Consider the following 24,307-nt stretch of genomic DNA (forward strand, 5'->3'; position numbering starts at 1 on the left):
CGACAAGATGGGGCGCAAGACGCAGCGCGGCCTTGTAGTTCTCCGCCGCAGCCGCGAGATTGTCAGAGAGCATAAAGGCATTGGCGAGCGCAGCGTGGAGGTCGGCCACGATACCATCCACCGCCGAACCGATCGACACCGTGGCCGCGAGCGCAAGCCCGGCCTGAAAGACCGCGATCGCCTGCCTGAGTTCGCCTCGCGCATAATGCTCTCGCCCCGCACGCAGCAGGTCGGATACGCTCGGCACGCCGGTTGGCGGCGCCGAGAGGGCGATCGATGTCAGGGTCATGCGTTCTCCGGAGATGTCGCCGTGAAGGCGACACCGTGCAGGCTGATCGTGGGCGAGATGCCGTAATGATTGCCGCCGAAGGCCCGCATGCGGCGCCACAGCTCGTCCCTGGAGATATCCAGAGGAATTTCACAAGCGTCCCTGTAGCTGCGGCGCGTATTGGTGCGCCCGCTCCACGGCATCGTGCGACGCGGGACCAGCACCGGCTCCGTCGCTAATTGCGCTTGCCACGCCCCAAACAATTTTAGCAGGTGCGTATAGGTCAACTCGCCGAGTCCCAACAGGCCGCAGGTCTCCGGAATCGGAAACGACGCGACATCGAAGATCGTGCCCGCGTCGACCTGCTCGATCATGGCGTGAAAAGTCACGCCGAACTCGCTTGCGCGGTCATAGAGCGCGAAATGGGCCGGAGCCCAGCCCGGATAGTTCGGCGGTCCTGGATGAAAATTGTAGGCGCCGTAGCCAAGGCTCGCGAGCAAATCGGCAGGCACGATGGCAGTGGAAGCGAAAGCCACCAGCCGGGCGTTGCGCAGAAACGCCGTCTCGATGCCGCGCAGCTCTTCGGTGCCGGAGACCGGCCGAATTGTCAGATCCGGCCTGTGGCTCCGCAGGATCCGCGACAACGCCACCTGCTCGGCGGCTTCAGTCAGCAACACAAGGCCTTCGAACATGCTTCGGCTTCAGCAACGATGATGGTGAGCCAAGATGTCGCGGGACGTCGTTAACAGCGCATTAATGGACAGTGCTTCGTCACATCAGGGAAACATACCGAAACAAATCTCCCTTGCCCGGACTCATTCGTTCACAGACCTGGACGGTGAAAACCACGGTCACCCCACCAGCAGCACGTCCACGGCGACGCCGAGCTTCTGCTTCGGCGAGCCGACGATGATGCCGTCGACCGGCGAGACGTCGGAGAAGTCGCGACCGACCGCGAGCACGATGTGATCGTTGGCGACCAGGAGATCATTGGTCGGATCGAAGTCGACCCAGCCAAGCTCCGCCCCGCACCACAGCGACACCCAGGCATGCGTGGCGTCCGCGCCTTGCAGGCGCGGCTGCCCCGGCGGCGGAATGGTGCGCAAATAGCCGCTGACATAGGCCGCGGGCAAGCCAAGCCCGCGAAGGCCTGCGATCATCACATGGGCAAAGTCCTGGCAAACGCCGTGGCGCTTGTCGAAGACCTCGTTGAGCGGTGTCGAGATCACTGTCGCCTTCGGGTCGTAGCGAAACTCGCTGCGGATACGATGCATCAGATCAACCGCGCCGGCGAGGATGCCCGTATCAGGCGCAAAGCTCTCCGCCGCATAGGCGCTGACGGGACGCAGCACCGGCACCAGCGGGCTCGCAAAGACATAGCCGACCGGCGAGGATGGTCCGAGGCTTGTTGCTTCGAAAGCGATGTCGCGGATGTTCTCCCATGACGGGCTTTGGGCATCGCGCGCCGGGGACTGGCGCGACACCGAAACGCGCGAGCGGGAGTCGATCCGCAAGTTTCGGTGCGCGGCTTCGATCACGACGCTCTCGGTCAGCGTCCCGAAGAAATCGCGCCTCGCGTTGCGCTCCGCCGGCCGCGGGCGGATCTCGACGCTGTGCGAGATCAGCTCCTGGCCGTTGCCGCTCTTCGGCTCCAGCCGCAGCGTGCAGCGGGCGAAGCTGACGGAGCTCTCGTACTCATAGGTGGTGACGTGACGGACGTCGTAGATCACGCCAGCCCCGTGAGCTTTTCCGGCCGGCTGGCATTGGGGCCGTGCGGGAAATAATGCAGCCCGATCGCCTCAGCCAGCTTGAGCAGATCCTGCTCCAGCGAGAACAGCGTCTTGACCTCGAGCTTCTCGGCCTCGGCGGTCGCAAGCATCGCCTGCACGGCGACCGCGAGCCGCTGCGGCCGCTCGATCAGGCCGTATTCCTTCAGGCTCGGCAGCGCGGCGATGTGCTCGTTCAGCGCCGTCACCTGGAACGCCACCGAGCGCGGGTTGTAGCTGTCGAGCACCGCGAGGTCGCGCACCGGCGCAAGCAGCGGCGCCAGCAGATAGCGCGAGCGGTAAGTGATCTGGCAATCGATCAGCGTCAACAGCACGTCGAGCTCTTCGTCGCCCGCCTCATCATAGGCGAACTGCCGCGCAAAGCGCGTGGTGTTGATGGCGCGCTCGGCGCGGCGGCCCATGTCGAGGAAGCGCCAGCCGGCGGCGCGGTTCATGTTCTCCTGTGCAAGGCCGGCGAAGCTAGCGAGTTCCTGCAAGGTCAATTCGGCCGCGCTGATGACGCTGTCGTCATCCTCGACCTCGTAGGCGAGGCGTTCGGCCATCTCGATGATCACCTGCCAGGCATCGGGCGACAGCCGTTCGCGGAGCGAGGTGGCGGTGCGCTGCGCCGCGCGCACCAGCGACAGCGCCGAGCCGAAACGATCCGCGCTCTGGAGCGCCTCGGCCGCGATCCGCGCCGGTGCAGCGCGTGACGATTGCGAGATCGCGCCCCAGGCGACCAGCAGGCGCTGGATGCGCTCGGTCGACTGTATCGAGGCCGGCGCGCCACCCTTGTCCGGCCCGCGCATCGGCGAGCCCAGCGCGCGCACCAGCCGCAGCGTGGCCTCGGCGCGTTCGAGATAGCGGCCGAGCCAGAACAGATTGTCGGCGGCGCGGCTCGGCAGGACGCCGGCGATACGGCGGATCCGCACCTTGTCGGTCGCGGGCAGCAGCGTCGCGGTCGAGACCTGCTTGTCGGACACGACCCAGACGTCGGCGGCGCGCGCGCCGTCACCCATCGAGACCGCCCGCGCGTCCGCCTGCTCGGCGATCCGGCAGAAGCCGCCGGGCATGATGGTCCAGCCGTCGGCCGTGGCGGCGGCGAACACCCGCAGCACGAAGGGGCGCGGTGTGATCTGCCCGTGCTCCCAGACCGGCATGGTTGACAACCGCACCACCTCCTGGCCGACATAGTCCATGCCGCGCGCGGTGATGGCGTCGACCAGGCGCCGGCGTCCGGTTGCGTCGAGCGCGCTTGCGAGCACCGGGCCGGTGCTGTCGAAGCCAGGAACGCCGCGCCGGTAGGCGCCCTCGATCGCAACCTCGTCGAGCCGGGACAACACCTCGTCACGCGCCGCGCGCTGACCGCACCACCAGGTCGCGATATGCGGCATATTCAGCTCTTCGCCGAGCAGCCGGCGGCTGAGCGCCGGCAGGAAGCCGAGCAGCGCACGCGCCTCCAGGACGCCGGAGCCCGGCATGTTGGCGACGACGACGCCGTCCTTGCGCAGCACGTCGATCAGGCCGGGCACGCCGAGGTGCGAGGAGGCGTCGAGCTCGAGCGGATCGAGCGAGTTGGAATCGACCCGGCGGAGCAGCACGTCGAGCCGCTTGAGCCCCGCGACGGTGCGGATGTGGACGCGGTTGTCGCTGACGGCGAGATCGTCGCCTTCGACCAAGAGGAATCCGAGATAGCGCGCGAGCGTGGCATGCTCGAAATAGGTCTCGCTGAAGCTGCCGGGCGTGAGCACGCCGATGCGCGGCTCGTCGCGATCGGCGCTGGCGCGAAGACTGTCGCGAAACGCCTCGAAGAACGGCGCGACGCGCGGCACGTTCATCGACTTGTAGAGATCGGAAAAGGCGCGCGAGAGCACCAGCCGGTTCTCCAGCGCATAGCCCGCGCCGGAGGGCGCCTGCGTGCGGTCGCCGAGCACCCACCAGCGGCCGTCAGGCCCGCGGCCAACATCGGCGGCATAGATCGACAGGTATCGCCCGCCGGGCGGCGGCACGCCGCAGACCGGGCGCAGATATTCGGGACTGCCGGCGATCGCGGCGGCCGGCAGCGCGCCTTCCGCAACCAGCCGGCCCCCACCATAGACGTCGCGCAGCACGAGCTCGAGAAGCTCGGCGCGCTGCTTGATGCCTGCGGAGAGCTGCTGCCAGTCGGCCTCGTCAATCAGGAGCGGCAAGTGGCTGAGCGACCAGGGCCGGTCGGCGCTGTCACCGGGCGCGCGATAGGTGACGCCGGCCTCGCGCAGATGGCGGTCGGCCATGGCGAAGCGGCGCTCGATCTCATCTGGCGCCAGCGCGCCGAAAGCATCGAAGAAGCTGCTCCACACCGCGCGCGGGGTGCCGTCCGGGCCGAGAAACTCGTCGGGGATGCCGGGCAGCCGGCTATAGTCGCGCACCCATTGCGCCACGCGGCGCTGGCCGGGCGCCCTGCCCGCCTCGCCAGTCCCCTCGGTTGCGCCTTCGCCCATGCGCCTCTCCTTGCCCCGCCCCCATACTCATTGCAGGAGCGGCGTTCGCAAGTCGAGGGTCAGCGGAAACTCATTTGTGCGTTCCTCCGGCGGCGGCTGGACCGGACCGGGCGTATGGCCATGGTCCTGGAAGCGCGCCAGCCGCCGCGCCTCGGCCTCGTAGGTGTTGACGGGCTTGGTATCGTAGTTGCGCCCACCGGGATGGGCGACGTGATAGACGCAGCCGCCGAGCGAGCGGCCGTTCCAGGTGTCGATCAGGTCAAAGGTGAGCGGCGCATGGACCGGAATGGTCGGGTGCAGGCCGGAGGCCGGCTGCCAGGCCTTGAAGCGGACGCCGGCCACGGCTTCCGCCGAGCGGCCGGTCGAGGTCATCGGCAGGCGGCGGCCGTTGCAGGTCACGATGTGGCGGCCCTCTATGAAGCCTTCCGCCTTCACCTGAAGCCGCTCAACCGAACTATCAACATAGCGTACGGTGCCGCCGGCCGAGCCCTCCTCGCCAAGCACATGCCAGGGCTCCAGCGCCTGCCGCAACTCCAGCGTCACGCCGCCATGATGGACGCGGCCGAAGGCAGGAAAACGGAATTCGAGCTGGGCGAGATACCATTCCGGCTCAAAGGGATAGCCGGACTGCTTCAACTCAGACAGCACTTCAAGAAAATCCTGCCAAATGAAGTGAGGCAGCATGAAGCGGTCGTGCAGCGCCGTGCTCCAGCGCACGAACTTGCCTCCCTGCGGCTCGCGCCAGAGCTTTGCGATCAGCGCGCGGATCAGGAGCTGCTGCGCCAGCGACATGCGCGGATCGGGCGGCATTTCGAGCGCACGGAATTCGACGAGGCCCAGACGGCCTGTGGGCCCTTCGGGCGAATAGAGCTTGTCGATGCAGATCTCGGCGCGGTGAGTGTTGCCGGTGATGTCGACCAGCAGATGCCGGAACAGCCGGTCCACCAGCCACAGCGGCGTCTGGTAACCCGGCGGCGGCACGTGCGAGAGCGCGATCTCGAGCTCATAGATGCTGTCGTGCCGCGCCTCGTCGATGCGCGGCGCCTGGCTGGTCGGACCGATGAACAGGCCGGAGAAGAAGTAGGACAGCGACGGATGCCGCTGCCAATACAGCGCGAGGCTCTTCAAGAGATCCGGCCGGCGCAGGAACGGCGAGTCCTGCGGGCTGGAGCCGCCGACTACGACGTGGTTGCCACCGCCGGTGCCGGTGTGGCGGCCGTCGATCAGGAAACGGTTGGCTCCGAGCCGAACCTTCGCGGCGTCCTCATAAAGACCGGAGGTGATGTCGACCGTCTCGCGCCAGTTCTTCGCCGGCTGGATGTTGATTTCGATAACGCCAGGATCGGGCGTCACCTTGATGACCTCGATGCGCGGGTCGAACGGCGGCGGGTAGCCCTCGACATGGACCTGGAGCTGCATCTCCTCGGCCGTGGCTTCGAGCGCCGCGATCAGCTCGAGATAGTCCTCGACGCGCTCGACCGGCGGCATGAAGGCGCAGAGCACGCCGTCGCGGATCTCCACCGCCATCGCGGTGCGCACGGGAATCGTCGTGTTGAGATATTCGGGCGCAATGCGCGGCGGCGATGGCGGGCGCGGCATGCGGCTGAACACCGGCAGCTTGGCCCGCTGCTCCATGGGGTCCTGCTCGACGATGTAGGGATATTGATTGGGCGGGACGTAGCCGAGCGCCCCCATCGGCAAGCGCAGGCCCAAGGGTGAATCGCCCGGAGACAGGAACAGATGGCTGCGCCGGAGCTGCCAGCGTTCGCTGCGCCAGCGTGGCGGCGCATTCCAGCGCTGGATCGGCAGCACGAAGCCGCGAGGCGTACCCACGCCCTGGTCGAACACTCGCGCCATCCGCGCCCGCGCCTCCGGGTCGGACAATTTGGAATCGGATGGGTCGACGTTGACGGGAAGATCGGCCTCCTTCTGAAGCCAATACGCCGGATCCTCATATGCCGGCATGATGTAGCCGGGGTCGAGCCCGAGCCGCGCCGCGGTGCCTTCCATGAAGGCTTCGGCGTCCTTGATCTCCGGCCGCCGGGAATTCTCCACCTTGGCGATGAGGTCGGCATTCTTCCAGATCGGCACGCCGTCCTTGCGCCAGTACAGGCCGAAGGCCCAGCGCGGCAGGCTTTCGCCGGGATACCATTTGCCCTGGCCGTAGTGCAGCAGGCCGCCCGGCGCGAAGCGCGTGCGCAGGCGGCGGATGAGATCGTCGGCGAGCGCGCGCTTGGTCGGGCCGACGGCCTCCGTATTCCATTCCGGCGCTTCGAGATCATCAACCGAGACGAAGGTCGGCTCGCCCCCCATGGTGAGCCGCACGTCCTGTGCCGCGAGATCGCCATCGACCTGCTCACCGAGATCGTTGAGCCGTGCCCAGGCTTCGTCGGAAAACGGCTTTGTAATGCGCGGTGCCTCGCGGATGCGCCGGACGCTCATGTCGAAGGCGAATTCGACCTCGGCCATGCCGGCGCTGCCGGAGATCGGCGCGGCCGAACGATAGTGCGGCGTCGCGGCGACCGGGATGTGCCCCTCGCCCGCGAGCATGCCGGATGTCGCATCGAACCCGATCCAGCCCGCACCCGGCAGATAAACTTCGGCCCATGCGTGCAGGTCGGTGAAATCGTTCTCGACCTCGGGCGGCCCCTCGATCGGATCGATGTCGGGGCGGATCTGGATCAGATAGCCGGAGACGAAGCGCGCCGCGAGGCCGAGATGACGCAGCGTCTGGATCAGGAGCCAGGCGGAGTCGCGGCACGAGCCGGCGCAGGTGCTGAGCGTCTCCTCCGGCGTCTGCACGCCCGCCTCCATGCGGATGACGTAGCGGACGCGTTTCTGAAGCTCACGATTGAGCTCGACCAGGAAGTTGACGGTGTTGCTGGCCTCACGTGGGATCGAGGCGAGGTATTGCGCGAAAAGCGGACCGGGCTCGATGGTCTCGAGGTAAGGCGCAAGCTCGGTCTTCAGAGCCTTCGGATAGTCAAACGGAAAGCTGTCGGCATAGGGCTCGACGAAGAAATCGAACGGGTTGATCACGGTCATCTGTGCCGTGAAGTCGACCTCGATCTTAAGCTCCGTCGTCTTCTCCGGGAAGACATAGCGCGCCAGCCAGTTGCCTTGCGGATCCTGTTGCCAGTTCACGAAGTGGTTTGATGGCGTGACCTTGAGCGAATAGCTCAGGATCGGCGTGCGCGTGTGCGGCGCCGGCCGCAGTCGGATGGTCTGCGGGCCGAGATCGATCGGACGGTCGTATTTGTAATGCGTGACGTGATGCAGTGCGACGTAGATCGACACGGGTTGCGGTGCTCCGGCAGCTTTTTTAAGCAGAACACCGCCGGTGATGGCGATCAAGCACTAACAACGGGCAGCCGGTGCCTACGGCGCAGGCGAATAGTGAGTAGCGAATGGCGGATAGCCGATGGGCAACCCTATTCGCTACTCGCCATTCCCTACTCGCTCATCACATCGTCGCGCCAAGCACCCAGGGCGCGAACTCGGCGCCGCCGAAATCGAAGCTCTCGCTCTTGGTCGGCTGGCCTGAGGCCGTCTTGAGGATGAGATCGAAGATGCGCTGGCCGCATTGCTCGACGCTCTCCTCGCCTTCGAGAATGGTGCCGCAATTGACGTCCATGTCGTCTTCCATGCGCTTGTACATGGGCGTGTTGGTCGCAAGCTTGATCGACGGCGCCGGCTTGCAGCCGAACACGCTGCCGCGGCCGGTGGTGAAGCAGACCAGGTTGGCGCCGCCCGCGACCTGACCGGTCGCCGCGACCGGGTCGTAGCCGGGCGTATCCATGAACACAAAGCCCCTCTTCGTCACCGGCTCGGCGTAGCGCAGCACGTCGACGAGATTGGTGGTGCCGGCCTTCGCCATCGCGCCCAGCGATTTCTCCAGAATGGTGGTGAGGCCGCCGGCCTTGTTGCCGGGGCTCGGATTGGCGTTCATCTCGGCGCCTTCGCGCTCGGTATATTCCTCCCACCAGCGCATGAGATCGACCAGCTTCTCGCCCACCTCGCGGCTGACGGCGCGGCGCGTGAGCAGATGTTCGGCGCCGTAGGTCTCGGGCGTCTCCGACAGGATCACGGTGCCGCCGTGACGCACGATGAGATCGCTGGCCGCGCCGAGCGCAGGGTTGGCGGAGACGCCGGAATAGCCGTCCGAGCCGCCGCATTGCAGGGCGACGGTCAGTTCGCTCGCCGGTACCGCTTCGCGCTTGACCTTGTTGGCGTCGGAAAGCGCCTCGCGCACGAAGGCGACGCCCGCTTCCACCGTCTTGCGGGTGCCGCCGACCTCCTGGATGTCCATCGCGCGCAGGCGGCCGGCGAGCTTCTGCTCCTCCATCAGGCCGCCGATCTGGTTCACCTCGCAGCCGAGACCGAGCACGATCACGTGGGAGAAATTCACGTGCCGCGCATAGCCGCCGAGCGTGCGGCGGAGCAGCGCCAAGGGCTCGTTCTGCGTCATGCCGCAGCCGGTCTTGTGGGTCAGCGCGATCACACCGTCGACGTTCGGAAATTCGGCCAGCGGGTTTTCGCCGGTGAAGGGATTCTTCTTGAAGACGTCGGCAACGAGGCTGGCGACATGGGCGCTGCAATTCACCGAGGTGAGGATGCCGATATAGTTGCGCGTGGCGACGCGGCCGTCCGGGCGGCGGATGCCTTCGAAGGTCGCCGGCAGATCGAAGTTCGGCGTCGGCTTCACGTCGGCGCAATAGGCATAATCCTTGGAGAAATCGCCCATGCCGCAGTTCTGCGTGTGCACGTGCTGGCCCGGCGCGATCGGCGCCGTGGCAAAGCCGATAATCTGGCCGTAGCGCCTGACCGGTTCACCCACCGCGATCGGCTTGATCGCGACCTTGTGCCCGGAGGGAATGCGATCGACCGTCGCGACGCCTTCGGCCACGACCGTTCCAGGCGGCAGGCTCGCGCGCGCGATCACCACGCCATCATCGGGATGCAGGCGGATGACGGGGCTGATAGTCATGGTCGTTCTCCTTGGTCGCTCAAACTATCGTGCCCCGGACGCAGCGCCCGCGTGAAACGATACGCTGCTGATCCGGGGCCCACTGTCACATCACGTGTTTCGTCGGCAGCTGGGTCCCGGCTCTGCGGCGCGTCACTTCCGTGCCGCACCGCGTCCGGGACACGAGCGCTTTACGCCTTGCCGGCGGAATCCTTCCGGGTCTGGTTGACCTGCATTTTCGCGTAGGTCGCCATCAGGCCGACCTCGTTCGAGAGCGTCACCAGCTTGAACCCCATGTTGATCGCGCGCGCCGCGCCTTCAGCGCCGCTGCAATGGATGCCCGGGTTGAGGCCGCGCTTGCCGCATTCCTTGATGATCTTCTCGTAGATCGCGAGGATCTCCGGCTCGGTGCGGTCGAGCTTCGGCTCGAGCCCGTAGGAGAAGCCGAGATCGGACGGCCCGATATAGACGCCGTCGATGCCCTCGACATCGAGGATCGCCTCCATGTTCTCGACCGCGGTCCTGGTCTCCATCATCGGCAGCAGCACGATCTCGTCGTTCGCCGTCTTCTGGTAGGAGCCCGCGGTGCCGTACATGCCGGCACGGATCGGGCCGTTGGAGCGCACGCCCTTCGGCGGGTACTTGGAATAGGAGACGAGGTTCCGCGCTTCCTGTGGCGTGTTGACCATCGGGCAGATCACGCCATAGGCACCGCCATCGAGCACCTTGCCGATAATGCCGGGCTCGTTCCAGGGCACGCGCACCATCGGGGTAATCGGATGCTTGTCCATGGCCTGGAAGCACTGGACCATCGACAGATAGTCCTGCACGCCATGCTGCATGTCGACGGTGACGCTGTCGAAACCGCATTGCGCGACCATCTCGGCCGAGAAGCCGGAGGGAATCGCGAGCCACGCGTTGACCACGGCCTTGCCCGACTTCCAGATTTCTTTGACTTTGTTCGCCACGTTGCCTTCCTTCCCTGTTGGCCAATGCCGCCGTCACTTACGAGCGGCGCGAAATAATCCGGAATCTCTCCGCTGCGAGATTCTGGATTGCCCCGGAGCCCACGCTTTCGCAATGACGAAATTGTCTCAGCTCATCGCCCTCTGAATGCTCACCTCGCTGACGCCGACGTCGCGGGCGGTGGCCACTATCGCCGCCCAGGTGTCATCCGGCAAGGGCACGCCGTTCTTCGTGCGCTCGGCCCGGGTCTTCCTTTCGGAATCGCCGGGGATCAAGACCTGCTCGACACCGGCCACCGGCTTGGTCGCCCGGATGAAGTCGACATAGCGCGACACTTCGTCGTCGAAAAGACTGGAGGTGTCGATCACCTTGGGATCGACATAGAAGGCCAGCATGCCGTTGGCGAAGCGGCGGCCGCCCGAGGTGGCGCCGGTTCCGGTCAGCGCGCCGCCAAGCAGCTCGCACATGAACGCGAGCCCCGATCCCTTATGCTCGCCAAACGCGCGGATCGCGCCCGTTCCCTTGGTGTGATCGCGCGGACCTTCCGCTGTGTAGGGCCCGTAGAGCACGGCCGGATCCTCGCTCAAGCTGCCGTCGGAATCGACCAGGGCGCCCTTCGGCAGCTTCTTGCCGCCGCGGCTTGCCACCAGCACCTTACCCTCGGCGACGACCGAGGTCGCAAAATCGAGCACGATCGGATCCTGCCCGGGACGCGGAATGCCGACGCAATAGGGTGCGGTCGATAGCCGCTTCTCGACACCCCCGAACGGCGCGACCAGAAGCGAGCCCGCGGCATTGACGAAATGAACCGAGACGAGGCCTTCTGCGGCCGCCATCTCGGCCCAGTCGCCGACGCGGCCGATATGACCTGCATTGCGCAGCGCGACGGCAGCAAGACCCGCCTTCCTGCATTTCTCGATGCCGATTTTCACCGCCTGCGGCGTCACCGTCTGGCCGTAGCCGAACTTGCCATCGACCACCGCGAGCGAAGGCGTATCGAGTACGATTTCGGCGTTCTGGTTGGGCACGACCGAGCCGGTCTTCTGCCAGCGGATGTAGACCGGCACGCGGATCACGCCGTGGCTGTCATGGCCCGTCAGATTTGCCGTCGTCAGATAGGTGGCGATGCGCCTGGCTTCCTCCGGCGACGACTCCGCATGCGCAAAGACCTCCGAGACGAAGTCGATCAGCCTCTGAACCTGAATGGTGACCATAACGGGTCTATTTGCCTCAACCTCGTTCCCAGCGGAGGCCGCGCTTCATACGGCATCATCCATCCCGGCGCCGATTTTGCACGGATCGGCTTGACCGGCACTTTGAGCGAAAAAACGCGCAGATGTCCATGGCCGTTGCCGTGCGCACGCGCATATCTGCTTTCACTCCTCGGCTATTGCTTCGTCGCCTGCGCCAAGCCCTGCGAGACTCTGCTCGAGCTCGCCCAGCATCTCCTGCAACTCGGCGAGCTTGCGTGCCCCGTAGCGCCGCGTGATCTCGGCATAGATGGCTTCCGAGGACGGCGCGACGGAGGCCATCAGCTTCACGCCCTTCTCCGAGATCGAGACCATGCTGCGGCGCTGATCCGCCTTCGCTGTCTTGCGTTCGATCAGGTGCCGCGCCTCGAGATCGCGCAGGATGCGCGACAGGCTGGGTCCCAGGAGAAACGCCGTGCGCGCCAGTTCCGTGACCTCGACCGCCTCGATGGCGGCGAGAGCGCGCAGGATGCGCCACTGCTGCTCGGTGAGACCGTGCTGGCGCAGCGAGGGGCGGAACTGCCGCATCACCGCTTCGCGTGCCCTCAAGAGCGACATCGGCAGCGAGCGCGAGAAGTCGCGCATCGGCACCTGCCGGGCGGCAGGCGCGCTTCCGTTCGATGGATCGGCCGATCTCTTCGCCATATTACCCCGCCTTCAAACCGCAAAAAGTTTGCAGTGCAGCAAGCCAGAATTGTGTTTGACGCATTCACTTAACATGTTAAGTATCTCCCGGCACCACGATTTGTAAGATCACAGATGGCGCTTTCCAACGACGATATTCTGACCTCCGCGAACCGTCTGCACCAGGCGGAGAAGACCCGCATGCAGATCCGGCAGCTCTCGCAGGACTTCCCCGGCATCACCATCGACGATGCTTACGCGATTCAGAAGGCGTGGGTCGACCTCAAGCTCGCCGAGGGCCGCATCGTCAAAGGCCACAAGATCGGCCTGACCTCGAAGGCGATGCAGAGCGCGCTCAACATCGACGAGCCCGATTCCGGCGTGCTGCTCGACGACATGTTCTTTGCCGACGGCGGGCTCGTCCCGACCGACCGCTTCATCGCAACGCGTGTGGAGGCTGAGCTCGCCTTCATCATGAGCAAGCGCCTCACTGGGCCGAACTGCACGATGTTCGACGTGCTCAACGCCACCGACTTCGTGGTGCCCGCGCTGGAGATTTTGGATACGCGGATCGAGCGCGTCGATCCCAGGACCAAGGCAACGCGAAAACTCTTCGACACCATCGCCGACAATGCGGCGAATGCCGGCATCGTGCTCGGCGGGCGGCCGATCCGCCCCCTGGAGACCGACCTGCGCTGGATCGGCGCGCTCTGCTTCAAGAACGGCCAGCTCGAGGAAACCGGTCTTGCCGCCGGCGTGCTCAATCATCCGGCAACCGCAGTCGCATGGCTTGCCAACAAGATCGCCCCGTTCGGCCTTGCGTTGGAGCCCGGTCAGGTGGTGCTCGCCGGCTCCTTCATCCGTCCGATCGAGACCCGCAAGGGCGACACAATTCAGGCTGACTATGGCGCCTACGGCTCGGTGAGCTGCTACTTCGCCTGACAAACGAAAAAGACAGGGAGTGAAACCGCCATGCCGCATTTCACGATCGAATATTCGGCGAATCTCGATGACCGCCTCGACATGAGTGCGGTGTGCGAGGTCGTGCGCAAGGCGGCGGTGGAGACAGGCATCTTCCCGCTCGGCGGCATCCGCGTGCGCGCTGTCAGGTGCGAGCATTATGCGATCGCCGACGCCCGGCAAGATTATGGCTTCCTCGACATGGTGCTGCGCATCGGCGAGGGCCGCGACCTGCCGACCCGCAAAAAGGCCGGCGAGCACGTCTTCCAGGTGCTCTCCCGACATCTCGACCCCGTCTTCGCCGCCAGCAAGTTCGCCCTGTCGTTCGACATGCAGATCAACGACAAGGAGACGAGCTGGAAGCGCAACAACATCCACGATGCCCTAAAAGTGGAGGCTGCACATGGATAAGCCCACGCCGAAAGCCGACGTGTTCCAGGCCAACCGCGATCGTGTCGCGCCGCTCCTGAAAAAGCTCCGCGCCGACGGCATCGGTCACATGATTGACGGCAAGACCGTAGCCTCGATCTCCGGCGAGACGTTCGAGACGAAATCGCCCGTCGACGGCGCGGCGCTCGCGAGCGTGGCGCGCGGCGATGCCGAGGATATCGATCGCGCGGCCACCGCCGCCGCCCTCGCCTTCAAGTCCTGGCGCGACATGGGACCTGCGATGCGGCGCAAGCTGCTGCACCGGGTCGCCGACGCGATCGAGGACAACGCAGACGACATCGCCGTGCTCGAATGCATCGACACCGGGCAGGCCTATCGCTTCATGGCCAAGGCCGCGATCCGCGCCGCCGAGAACTTCCGCTTTTTCGCTGACAAATGCGCCGAGGCGCGCGACGGCCTCAACACGCCGAGCGAGGAGCACTGGAACATCTCGACGCGCGTGCCGATCGGTCCCGTCGGCGTGATTACGCCGTGGAACACGCCGTTCATGCTCTCGACCTGGAAGATCGCTCCGGCTCTCGCCGCCGGCTGCACTGTCGTGCACAAGCCGGCCGAATGGTCGCCGGTGACAGCGGATATGCTGGCAAAACTCGTCAGGGAAGCCGGCGTTCCCGATGGCGTCCTCAACACCGTGCACGGTTTTGGCGAAGAGGCCGGCAAGGCCCTGACCGAACATCCCGCGATCAAGGCGATCGGCTTCGTCGGCGAAAGCGCGACTGGCTCGGCGATCATGAAGCAGGGCGCGCCGACGTTGAAGCGCGTGCATTTCGAGCTCGGCGGCAAGAACCCGGTGATCGTGTTCGACGACGCCGACCTCGACCGCGCGCTCGATGCCGTCGTGTTCATGATCTACTCGCTCAATGGCGAGCGCTGCACCTCATCGAGCCGCCTGCTGATCCAGGCGAGCATCGCGGATAAATTCATCGAGAAGCTGACGGCGCGAGTGAAGGCCTTGAAGGTCGGCCATCCCCTCGATCCCTCAACCGAGATCGGGCCGCTGATCCACGAGCGGCATCTGGCAAAGGTCTGTTCCTATTTCGACGTCGCGCGCCAGGACGGTGCGGTGATCGCAGTCGGCGGCAAGGCCTATGACGGTCCGGGCGGCGGACATTACGTCGAGCCCACCTTGGTCACCGGCGCGAACGGCAAGATGCGCGTGGCGCAGGAGGAGGTGTTCGGCCCCTTCCTCACCGTCCTGCCCTTCCGCGACGAGGCGGATGCGGTCGAGATCGCCAACGACATCCGCTATGGCCTCACCGGCTATGTCTGGACCAACGACATGGGCCGCGCACTGCGCGTCGCGGACGCACTCGAAGCCGGCATGATCTGGCTGAACTCGGAGAACGTCCGCCATCTGCCGACGCCGTTCGGCGGCATGAAGGCCAGCGGCATCGGCCGCGACGGCGGCGACTACTCGTTCGACTTCTACATGGAAACAAAACACGTCTCGCTCGCGCGGGGCACGCACAAGATTCAGAAACTGGGAGTGTAACGCTTCGTCATTCCGGAGCGTGCGAAGCACGAACCCGGAATCCAATCATCCACCAACTCTGCTGCGCGATGGATTCCGGGTTCGGCTCTTCGAGCCTCCCCGGAATGACAAATCCGAGGGGAACCGCAATGCCCGTACCGCAACACGTCTTCGAGCCGCCGTTCAACATCATCCGCTCGAGCCACGCCGTGCTCGACGTGACGGACCTGAAGCTCAGCCGCGAGTTCTACGAGACCACCGTCGGCCTGCATGTCGAGGATGCCGACGACAACGTCGTCTACCTGCGCGGCGCCGAAGAGCATCAGCACCACTCGCTCGTACTGCGCAAAGCGGCGGTGCCGGCCTGCAACCGGCTCGGCTTCAAGGTCGGCAACGAGAAGGATCTCGACAAGGCGGCGGCGTTCCTCTCCGAGAACGGCCTCGCCTATGCGTTCGTTGACCAGCCGTTCCAGGGCCGCACGCTGCAGTTCACCGATCCCTTCGGCTTCCAGATCGAGCTCTACGCCTCGATGGACCGGCGGCCCCACCTCTTGCGCCGCTACGACCTCTACAAGGGCTGTCACCCGCAGCGGCTCGACCATTTCAACGTCTTTGCAGCCGAGGTGCAGGACACCGTCGATTTCTACGCGCGGCTCGGCTTCCGCCTCACCGAATATGCCGAGGAGGATGGCCCGAACGGACGCATCGCGGCCGCCTGGATGCATCGCAAGGGCAATGTCCACGACTTCGCCATCACCAACGGCAAGGGCCCGCGGCTGCACCACTTCGCCTACTGGACGCCGACGGCGATGAACATCATCCATCTCTGCGACGTGATGGCCTCCTCAGGCTTCGTCAAGAACCTCGAGCGCGGCCCCGGCCGCCACGGCATCTCGAACGCGTTCTTCCTCTACGTCCGCGATCCCGATGGCCATCGGCTCNCTCGAGCTCTACACCAGCGACTATTTTACCGGCGATCACGACCACGAGCCGCTGCGCTGGTCGCTGCGCGATCCGCGCCGCCAGACGCTGTGGGGCGCGCCGGCCCCGCGCTCCTGGTTCGAGCAGGGCTCGCCGTTCACGGGCCAGGCCGTGCGCGAGCCGAAATTCGTGGCCGACGTGCTGGTGGCGGACTGAACAATGACGCTGCCTCGCCTCGCTACCTATTCCGTCAAGGGTACGACCCGATATGGCGCCGTCGTCGACGGCGGCATCGTCGATCTCTCAGCACGCCACGCGAAGGACTATCCGACGCTGCGCGAGGTGATTGCGGCCGGTAAGCTCTCCAGCCTTGCCGAGGAAGCCGCCGGGCGCGCGCCGGATCATGGACTCGCCGACATCACCTGGCTGCCGCCGGTGCCGGCGCCGGAAAAAATCATCTGCATCGGCGTCAACTATCCCGACCGCAACGCCGAGTACAAGGACGGGCAGGACGCGCCGAAATATCCGAGCATGTTCATGCGCTCGCCGCGCTCCTTCGTCGGCCACGATACGCCGCTAGTGCGCCCGCGCGCCTCCGCGCAGCTCGACTATGAAGGCGAGATCGTGCTGGTGATCGGCAAGACCGGCCGGCACATTCCGGAAAGCGCCGCGCTCGACCACATCGCGGCACTGACCCTTTGCAACGAAGGCTCCGTGCGCGACTGGCTGCGCCACGCAAAGTTCAACGTCACCCAGGGCAAGAATTTCGACTCCAGCGGCAGCCTCGGTCCGTGGCTCGTGCCCTACACGCAGGAATCGCAGATCGCCGACATGCGCCTGACCACGCGCGTCAATGGCGAGTTGCGCCAGGATGACTCTACCGGCCGACTGATCTTTCCGTTCCGCTACCTCATCAACTACATCTCGACCTTCGCAACGCTCGTTCCCGGCGACATCATCGTCACGGGCACGCCGACCGGCGCCGGCGCGCGGTTCGATCCGCCGCGGTACCTAAAGCCTGGCGATGTCATCGAGGTCGAGGCTGAGGGCATCGGAACTTTGCGCAACGGCGTCGTCGACGAAGCCTGATCAACGAAACGTATGGAATGATGCAATGACCACCCTCACCGGCGGCGAAGCGATCGTAAGCGGCCTTGTCGCGCATGGCGTCGACACCGTGTTCGGCCTGCCCGGCGCGCAGGTCTATGGCCTGTTCGACGCCTTCCATCAGGCCCAGCTCAAGGTGATCGGCGCGCGGCACGAACAGGCCTGCGGCTACATGGCGTTCGGTTATGCGCGCTCCAGCGGCAGGCCCGGTGTGTTCAGCGTGGTGCCCGGCCCCGGCGTGCTCAATGCCAGCGCCGCGCTGCTCACCGCGTTCGGCTGCAACGAGCCGGTACTGTGCGTCACCGGCCAGGTGCCGACGCAGTTCTTGGGCAAGGGCCGCGGTCACCTGCACGAGATGCCGGACCAGCTCGCGACGTTGCGCACCTATGTGAAATGGGCGGAGCGGATCGAATACCCCGGCAATGCGCCCACGGTCGTGGCACGCGCCTTCCAGGAGATGATGTCGGGCCGCCGCGGTCCCGCCTCGGTCGAAATGCCCTGGGATATCTTTACCCAGCGCGCGGACACGACCGCCGCAAAAGTGCTGGAGCCCCTGCCTGCGCCGCAACCCGATCCCGATCTCGTGAAGCAGGCGGCCGCGCTGATCAAGGCGAGCACAACGCCAATGATCTTCGTCGGCAGCGGCGCGATCGAGGCGCGCGAAGAAATCCTCGAGCTCGCCGAGATGATCGATGCGCCTGTGGTCGCTTTCCGCAGCGGACGCGGCATCGTCTCCAACGCGCATGAACTCGGACTGACCATGGCGGCCGCTTACAAGCTGTGGCCGAAGACCGACCTCATGATCGGCATCGGTTCGCGGCTCGAGCTGCCGACCATGTCGCGCTGGCCCTATCGCCCCGAGGGGCTGAAGAGCATCCGCATCGACATCGATCCTGTCGAGATGCGGCGCTTCTTCTCGGATGCAGCCATCATCGCCGATGCCAAGGCCGCGACCGCCGATCTCGCCGCTGCCGTACGCAAGGCCGGTTACAGCAAGTCCGCCGGCCGTCGCGCCGCGATCCGCGAGGCTACGGCATCAGCGCAAGCCGATATCCAGCGCATCCAGCCGCAGATGGCGTATCTGAACATCCTGCGCGAGGTGCTGCCCGCGAACGCGATCGTCACCGATGAATTGTCGCAGGTCGGCTTCGCGTCCTGGTACGGCTTTCCGATCTACGAGCCGCGCACCTTCATCACCTCCGGCTACCAGGGTACGCTCGGCTCGGGTTTCCCGACCGCGTTAGGGGCCAAGGTCGCCAATCCCGACAAGCCGGTGGTGGCGATCACCGGCGACGGCGGCTTCATGTTCGGCGTGCAGGAGCTTGCCACCGCCGTGCAGTTCAACATCGGCGTGGTGACGCTGGTGTTCAACAACAACGCCTATGGCAACGTCCGCCGCGACCAGCGCGAGCGTTTTGACGGCCGCGTGGTGGCGTCCGACCTCGTCAACCCTGATTTCGTCAAGCTCGCGGAGTCCTTTGGCGTAGCTGCGTCGCGCGTAACGTCGCCGGATCATTTCAAGACCGCGCTGGAGAAGGCGCTCGCCCATGCCGGACCGTATCTGATCTCGGTCGAGGTGCCGCGGGACTCCGAAGTCAGCCCCTGGGCGTTCATTCACCCGCCGAAGCCGTAGCTCCTCAGGATGAGGAGATAGATTAGCGCGTCCTGCGAAACGTCAGATTGATGCGCTGCCGGCCGAGTAGCGCGTGCTCGCCGTCGGCGAGCGGCGCGACGCCATGATAGGCGAGCCGGGATGGCCCACCCCAGACCACAACGTCGCCATGCACGAGCCGGAAGCGGCGCGGCTTGTCGCTGCGCGCCATGCCGCCGAACAGGAAGATCGCGGGCAGGCCAAGCGAAACCGAGACGATCGGCGCGGAGAAATCCAGCTCATCCTTGTCCTGATGCAGCGACAGCCGCGTGCCGGGCTCGTAACGATTAACGAGGCATGCATCGGGCGCGAAGCCGGTGAACCCGCCCTGCTCCGCCGCACGGCGGGCCAGATCGCGGAACACGAGCGGCATCGCGGGCCACGGCGTATCGGAGCGCGGATCGATCGGATCATAGCGATAGCCGGTGTGATCGGTGATCCAGCCGCGCTCACCGCAATTGGTCATCGCCACCGACATCTGATAGCCACCGGGCGTGGTCATCCGCCGAAACGGCGACTGCGCCACGATCGCGCGCACCGCCGCGATCAGTCCACTCTCGATCGGCTTGGCGAAGCCGCGCAGCAACACAGCGCCATCAGCGATCTGCTCACGCGACGGCTGCGCCTCAGCAACGCTGTCGAACAAATCCGCCGTCAATAGCTGCGCTCACTTGGCATCATGGAAGATCACACCCAGCGTGTGGCGCTGGCCGGATCGAAGCCGGCTCACGCCGTGGCGCAGATTAACCCGATAAGTGCCGCGTGTCCCCTGCACCGGACGATGATGCACGGCAAAGGCCACCGCATCGCCCTGCGTCAACGGCACGACTTCTGCGCGGGATTGCATGCGTGGGCGCTGCTCGGTCAGTACGAACTCGCCGCCGGTAAAGTCGCGTCCCGGCTCCGAGAGCAAGAACGCGACCTGGATCGGGAACACATGCTCGCCGTAGAGGTCCTGGTGCAGGCAGTTATAGTCGCCGGCCTCGTATTGCAGCAGCAGCGGTGTCGGCCGGCTCTGGCCCGCCTCATGGCAGCGCTTGAGGAAGGCTGAATGCGCGGCGGGATAGCGGACGTCGATCCCCATCGCCTCGTTCCAGCGATTGGCGACGCCGTGCAGATGCGCGTAGAGCGCCGGGCGCAACTGCGCGATGAGGTCGGGAAGCGGATAGGCGAAATATTTGTACTCGCCTCGGCCAAAACCGTGGCGGCCCATCACGATGCGGCTGCGGAAGTGGGCATCGTCCGGATAGAGCGCGGCTACGTCGCGGCATTCGTCCGGCGTGAGTAAGCCCTTCAGGACGGCGCAGCCCTGGGAGTCGAGTTCATTGGTAATCAGCGCCCAGTCGAGGCCGTCGACGCGGGCGGCAAGGTCGACGGATGGCGAATGAGATGATTTGCGTGCTGTTGCTGTCATGGTCACGACTTTCGCAAGACCGCTCCGCCCTCCGCCACCCGATTTCCGACGACTTCTCCGTCATTGCGAGCGAAGCGAAGCAATCCAGAATCCCACCGCGGAACCAGTCTGGATTGCTTCGTCGCTATCGCTCCTCGCAATGACGGTCGGGATACATCAGCCCAACACCGGCAACGTGGTCACATCGTACGCATGCCGGATCGCTCGTTTCAGCACAGGATCCTCCAGCTCGAACTCGAAACGGTCGGCGGGGCGGATGCCGCCCTTGGCGGCGAAGGTGCCGCCGAACATGGCGCAGCCGTCGGGCAGCTTCTTGCCGTCGAAGCCGCGCGCGATCAGTTCGTCGACCGGCAGCATCGCGTCCAGCGTGCCCTCCTGGTAGAGCACCCGCTCGCCTTTGATCCAGGCGTAGGAGCGCAGGATCATCTTGTCCCAGTGATTGACGACCTCCTCGAGTTCCCACAGGGTCGGCGCGACCACCTTGTCGCACATCTGCTTCGAGACCGTGACGTTATAGGCCTCGACCTTGCGGTCGGTGTGGTCGGAACCGCAACCGACGAAGATGCGGCCCTGCCATCCGATCAGCACGAACTCGACCTCGCCGGAGGAATCGCCGCCGCAGCACTCGATGCTGTCTTCCATGGTCAACCGCCGCGCCGAGACACGGTAGTAGATCGGCGTCGAGGCCGGCCGCGCGATGCCGACCGCCTCCAGTTCCGCGATGTGCTTGTCGCGCGCGACGGGATCGCGGCCGGTCCAGCCGGCGATCACGGCCTGGTCGATCGCGAGCGTCAGCGGTGTTGTCGCGTCCTGGGCGTCCACGGTGAAAGTCAGGTCAAACACGGATCACGGCCTCCATGCCGGCAGCAAGTTCGAAAATGCGATGATCCGATCCGCCCGCACCCGCCAGCATCAGGCCGACGGGCACGTCGCCCTCGCGATGCGCAGGCAGCGAGATGGCGCAGCCGTCGATCATGTTGATCAGGGTGCAATTGCGCAAGGAGCGCAGGTTCGCGGTGGTGAACGCCTTGTCGTCGGCGAGATCGGCGATCTTCGGCGGCGTGTTGGCAGTGGTCGGCAGCACCAGCGCGTCATAGGGTGCAATGCGCGCATTGACGCGCGCGATCAGCGAGCGGCGCTCGTTGAGGAGGTCGATATAGTCGGCCGCACTCTGCGCCTCGCCGCGCATGATGCGCACGAAGACGCGGGGATCATAGACGTCGCCCTTGGCCGTGATGAGATAGCGGTGCCAGGCGAAGCTCTCGGCCGCGGCAAAGCCGCCCTTGGCGTTCATCGGGCCGATGTCGTGGAATTCCGCCATCTCGATGCGCTCGATGCTGGCGCCATGATCGGCGAGTGCCTTCAGCGAGCGCTCGAACGTCTCCGCCACCGCCGCGTCGAGATCATCGAGCGCGATCGTGGTCGGCACCGCAAGGCGCATACCCTTCACAGGCCGCGGCCTCAACGCAACGATAGGCTCGTTCGCCAGCACCGCATCGAGTATAGCACAGCAACTGACCGATCGCGCCAAGGGCCCGATGCTGTCGAGCGAGAACGACAGCGGCACCGCGCCGTCGAGCGGCACGCGGCGCTGCGTCGGCTTGAAGCCGACGATGCCGTTATAGGCGGCGGGAATCCGGCAGGAGCCACCGGTGTCGGTGCCGAGTGCGCCATGTGCCATCCCGTCCAGCACGGATACGGCCGCGCCGGAGGACGAGCCGCCGGGCACATGGCCCACAGCCCGGTTCCAGGCGCCCTTCGGCGTGCCATAGTGCGGATTGATGCCGATGCCGGAATAGGCGAACTCGGTCATGTTGGTCCGCCCGATCAGGACGAAGCCGGCCTGGCGCAACCGCGCAACCGCCGCCGCATCGTGCTCCGCCGAATCGGAATCATCGAGCGCGCGGGAGCCGGCGCGCGTCGTCTGGCCCTTGATGTCGAAGAGATCCTTGATCGAGATCGGGATACCGGCATAGCGCGACGGCGCAGCCTTGGCCTTGCGCAAGGTATCCATCGCGTCCGCAGTCGCGAGCGCCGCGTCCTTGTCGACATGGATGAAGGCGAGCTGACCCTCGCCGCCGGGGTCGGCGATCCTGGCGATGCAGTCCTCGACCAGCTTGCGGGAGGTCGTGCGGCCGCTTTCGAGGTCTTCGGCAAGCTTTGCCAGTGTCGGGAAATTGGGCATGTCTGTCTCACGGAATATTGGCGCACGCAATCTATCGCGCTGGCTCAGTTCGACACAAGCATTGTGCGCATGATGGCATGCGCGTGCGTTGCTGGACCGTTGACGCGCCATAGTCAATTGTCGCATCAAGATCGAAAGAGGCGGGCGTCAAGCCCAAGCCTTTCGAAGAAATGCCTCGGGAGGACTTGCCGACATGGCCGAACCGCAGCGTGCGCGACCGAAACCGACGCCGGAAACCCAGCATTTCTGGGAGGGCACGAAAGCGGGCGAACTGCGCCTGCAGCGCTGCGACGCCTGCGCGCATGTCTACTTCCCGCCGCGCCCGTTCTGCCCGTCCTGCGCCTCGCGCAAGGTCAGCATCTTCAAGGCGAGCGGCAAGGGTTTCCTCTACAGCTACGTGATCAACCATCGTCCGGCCGCGCCCGGCTTCACGCCGCCTTACGCGATCGCGGTGGTCGAGCTCGACGAAGGGCCGCGGATGATGAGCAACATCATCGACAGCCCGCAGACGCCTGAGGCGCTCGAACTCGACATGAAGCTCGAGGTTGCCTTCCAGAAGCTCGACGACAACATCACCCTCCCCGTCTTCCGTCCGGCGAAGGGATAGGCCATGCGCAGGAACCAGGTTGCCGTCGTCGGCGCGGCCGAGACCACCGAACTCGGCGTCATCCCCAATATGTCGCAGCTCCAGCTCCACGCGGATGCGGCGCTCAATGCCATTGCCGATGCCGAGCTGAAGTTGTCCGACATCGACGGCTTCGCCACCGCGGTCGAGACGCCGCAGCAGGTCTGCCATTATCTCGGCATCACGCCGACCTGGGTGGACGGTACCTCGGTCGGCGGCTGTTCCTTCATGCTGCACGTCCGCCACGCCGCCGCGGCGATAGAGGCGGGCCTGTGCAAGACGGTGCTGATCACGCATGCCGAGAGCGGCAAGTCGATGATCGGCAAGCTGCCGCGCTCGATCCCCGCCGACAGCCTGCAGGGCCAGTTCGAGGCGCCGTTCGGCGTCTACGGCCCGCCCAGCATGTTCCCGATCCCCGTGCTGCGCTTCATGAAGACCTATGGCATCACCCATGAGCAGCTCGCCTCGGTCGCGGTGGTGCAGCGGGAATGGGCGGCGAAGAATCCGCGCGCGATGATGAAGGACCCGATCACGGTTGCCGACGTCCTCAACTCGCGCATGATCGCCTACCCGTTCCGGCTGCTGCAGTGCTGCCTCGTCACCGACGGCGGCGGCGCGCTGATCCTGACCTCGGCCGACCGCGCCAAGGACTTTCCGAGGAAGCCCGTCTACATCATGGGCACCGGCGAGAGCGTCGAGACGCCGATGGTCAGCCAGATGGAGACCTTCAACTCCTCGCGCGCCTTCAAGGTCGCCGGCCCCCTCGCCTTCAAGGAGGCCGGCATCGCGCACAAGGACGTCGACCATCTCATGATCTACGATGCGTTTGCGCACCTGCCGCTGTTCGGCCTCGGCGACCTCGGCTTCATGCCGTATGAAGAGACCGGCAAGTTCATCGCCGACGGCAACACCCGGCCCGGCGGCAAGCTGCCGCTCAACACCAATGGCGGCGGCCTCTCCTACATGCATTCGGGCATGTACGGGATGTACGCGCTCCAGGAGAGCGTGCGTCAGATGCGCGGCATTGCGCCGGCTCAGGTGGCGAAAGCGAAGATTTCGGTGTGCCACGGCGTCGGCGGCATGTTCGCAGCATCCGGCACGATCGTGTTTACGAACGAGAGGTAACCACCTGTCATTCCGGGGCGTCGCGCAAGCGACGAGCCCGGAATCCATAACCACGATCGGGAGTATGGATTCTCAGAT

At 65.5% G+C, this 24,307-nt stretch carries 20 protein-coding genes and 1 pseudogene; 9 read left to right on the forward strand and 12 right to left on the reverse strand.

From position 1 onward, the window contains the following. Positions 1 to 285: 285 nt before the first annotated feature. The 8 genes from AYJ54_RS23360 to hpaR all read right to left on the reverse strand — a co-directional run bounded on the left by AYJ54_RS23360 (position 286) and on the right by hpaR (position 12,341). Positions 286 to 960 carry a formyltransferase family protein gene (locus AYJ54_RS23360; RefSeq protein ID WP_063702558.1) on the reverse strand — a complete coding sequence of 225 codons (675 nt, stop codon included), beginning with the start codon at positions 958 to 960 and terminating at the stop codon, positions 286 to 288. Positions 961 to 1,119: 159 nt separating this feature from the next. Next, positions 1,120 to 1,998 (reverse strand): transglutaminase family protein, encoded by an 879-nt coding sequence (locus tag AYJ54_RS23365; protein WP_063702560.1) that lies wholly within the window; start codon positions 1,996 to 1,998, stop codon positions 1,120 to 1,122. Beyond that, on the reverse strand, positions 1,995 to 4,514 hold the full coding sequence (locus AYJ54_RS23370) for a circularly permuted type 2 ATP-grasp protein (RefSeq protein WP_063702561.1): 2,520 nt from the start codon (positions 4,512 to 4,514) through the stop codon (positions 1,995 to 1,997). Before AYJ54_RS23370 ends, AYJ54_RS23365 begins: the two co-directional genes overlap by 4 nt. Positions 4,515 to 4,541: 27 nt before the next feature. Then, complete coding sequence (locus AYJ54_RS23375) at positions 4,542 to 7,811, reverse strand: transglutaminase family protein (protein WP_063702607.1); 3,270 nt, start codon at positions 7,809 to 7,811, stop codon at positions 4,542 to 4,544. Between the two features lie 166 nt (positions 7,812 to 7,977). Further along, positions 7,978 to 9,501, reverse strand: coding sequence for a UxaA family hydrolase (locus AYJ54_RS23380; RefSeq protein WP_063702563.1), 1,524 nt, complete (start codon positions 9,499 to 9,501; stop codon positions 7,978 to 7,980). Between the two features lie 170 nt (positions 9,502 to 9,671). Further along, complete coding sequence (locus tag AYJ54_RS23385) at positions 9,672 to 10,448, reverse strand: HpcH/HpaI aldolase family protein (RefSeq protein WP_063702565.1); 777 nt, start codon at positions 10,446 to 10,448, stop codon at positions 9,672 to 9,674. Positions 10,449 to 10,574: 126 nt separating this feature from the next. Continuing rightward, on the reverse strand, positions 10,575 to 11,660 hold the full coding sequence (locus AYJ54_RS23390; protein WP_063702567.1) for a malate/lactate/ureidoglycolate dehydrogenase: 1,086 nt from the start codon (positions 11,658 to 11,660) through the stop codon (positions 10,575 to 10,577). A gap of 162 nt (positions 11,661 to 11,822) precedes the next feature. Continuing rightward, positions 11,823 to 12,341, reverse strand: coding sequence for a homoprotocatechuate degradation operon regulator HpaR (hpaR, locus tag AYJ54_RS23395; RefSeq protein WP_063702569.1), 519 nt, complete (start codon positions 12,339 to 12,341; stop codon positions 11,823 to 11,825). 114 nt (positions 12,342 to 12,455) lie between these two features. On the opposite strand from hpaR, the gene hpaH reads away from it, so the two are divergent. From hpaH to AYJ54_RS23425, 7 genes and pseudogenes are all read left to right on the forward strand, one after another. Beyond that, positions 12,456 to 13,262: a 2-oxo-hept-4-ene-1,7-dioate hydratase gene (hpaH, locus tag AYJ54_RS23400; protein WP_063702571.1), complete on the forward strand. Its 807-nt coding sequence runs from the start codon at positions 12,456 to 12,458 to the stop codon at positions 13,260 to 13,262. A 30-nt stretch (positions 13,263 to 13,292) separates the two neighbouring features. Continuing rightward, positions 13,293 to 13,691 (forward strand): 5-carboxymethyl-2-hydroxymuconate Delta-isomerase, encoded by a 399-nt coding sequence (locus AYJ54_RS23405; RefSeq protein ID WP_063702573.1) that lies wholly within the window; start codon positions 13,293 to 13,295, stop codon positions 13,689 to 13,691. Next, complete coding sequence (gene hpaE, locus AYJ54_RS23410) at positions 13,684 to 15,222, forward strand: 5-carboxymethyl-2-hydroxymuconate semialdehyde dehydrogenase (protein ID WP_063702575.1); 1,539 nt, start codon at positions 13,684 to 13,686, stop codon at positions 15,220 to 15,222. The genes AYJ54_RS23405 and hpaE overlap by 8 nt, the downstream gene beginning before the upstream one ends. Before the next feature lie 128 nt (positions 15,223 to 15,350). Beyond that, on the forward strand, positions 15,351 to 16,142 hold a 792-nt coding region (gene hpaD / locus AYJ54_RS23415), incomplete at its 3' end, for a 3,4-dihydroxyphenylacetate 2,3-dioxygenase (RefSeq protein WP_245329113.1). A 1-nt stretch (position 16,143) separates the two neighbouring features. Further along, a pseudogene (locus AYJ54_RS52660) lies at positions 16,144 to 16,338 on the forward strand (3,4-dihydroxyphenylacetate 2,3-dioxygenase); the annotation flags it as partial. 3 nt (positions 16,339 to 16,341) lie between these two features. After that, positions 16,342 to 17,211, forward strand: a complete 870-nt coding sequence (locus tag AYJ54_RS23420; protein ID WP_063702577.1) for a fumarylacetoacetate hydrolase family protein — start codon at positions 16,342 to 16,344, stop codon at positions 17,209 to 17,211. Positions 17,212 to 17,236: 25 nt separating this feature from the next. Further along, complete coding sequence (locus AYJ54_RS23425) at positions 17,237 to 18,862, forward strand: thiamine pyrophosphate-dependent enzyme (RefSeq protein WP_063702579.1); 1,626 nt, start codon at positions 17,237 to 17,239, stop codon at positions 18,860 to 18,862. A 22-nt stretch (positions 18,863 to 18,884) separates the two neighbouring features. Here AYJ54_RS23425 and alkB read toward each other — a convergent pair whose 3' ends face one another. From alkB to AYJ54_RS23445, 4 genes are all read right to left on the reverse strand, one after another. Further along, positions 18,885 to 19,538 (reverse strand): DNA oxidative demethylase AlkB, encoded by a 654-nt coding sequence (alkB, locus tag AYJ54_RS23430; protein WP_063702581.1) that lies wholly within the window; start codon positions 19,536 to 19,538, stop codon positions 18,885 to 18,887. A gap of 9 nt (positions 19,539 to 19,547) precedes the next feature. Continuing rightward, positions 19,548 to 20,294, reverse strand: a complete 747-nt coding sequence (locus AYJ54_RS23435; protein ID WP_063702583.1) for a 2OG-Fe(II) oxygenase — start codon at positions 20,292 to 20,294, stop codon at positions 19,548 to 19,550. A gap of 156 nt (positions 20,295 to 20,450) precedes the next feature. Continuing rightward, complete coding sequence (locus AYJ54_RS23440; protein ID WP_063702585.1) at positions 20,451 to 21,137, reverse strand: DUF2848 domain-containing protein; 687 nt, start codon at positions 21,135 to 21,137, stop codon at positions 20,451 to 20,453. Next, entirely contained in the window at positions 21,130 to 22,479 is a 1,350-nt protein-coding gene (locus tag AYJ54_RS23445; RefSeq protein WP_063702587.1) for an amidase, read from the reverse strand. The genes AYJ54_RS23440 and AYJ54_RS23445 overlap by 8 nt, the downstream gene beginning before the upstream one ends. A gap of 193 nt (positions 22,480 to 22,672) precedes the next feature. Between AYJ54_RS23445 and AYJ54_RS23450 the strand changes: the two genes are divergently transcribed. Continuing rightward, a complete protein-coding gene (locus tag AYJ54_RS23450) occupies positions 22,673 to 23,086 on the forward strand; it encodes a Zn-ribbon domain-containing OB-fold protein (RefSeq protein WP_063702589.1) in 414 nt (137 codons plus the stop codon). A 3-nt stretch (positions 23,087 to 23,089) separates the two neighbouring features. Beyond that, positions 23,090 to 24,229, forward strand: a complete 1,140-nt coding sequence (locus tag AYJ54_RS23455) for a thiolase C-terminal domain-containing protein (protein WP_063702593.1) — start codon at positions 23,090 to 23,092, stop codon at positions 24,227 to 24,229. Positions 24,230 to 24,307: the final 78 nt, after the last annotated feature.

This window comes from Bradyrhizobium centrolobii (assembly GCF_001641635.1).
Lineage (GTDB): Bacteria > Pseudomonadota > Alphaproteobacteria > Rhizobiales > Xanthobacteraceae > Bradyrhizobium > Bradyrhizobium centrolobii.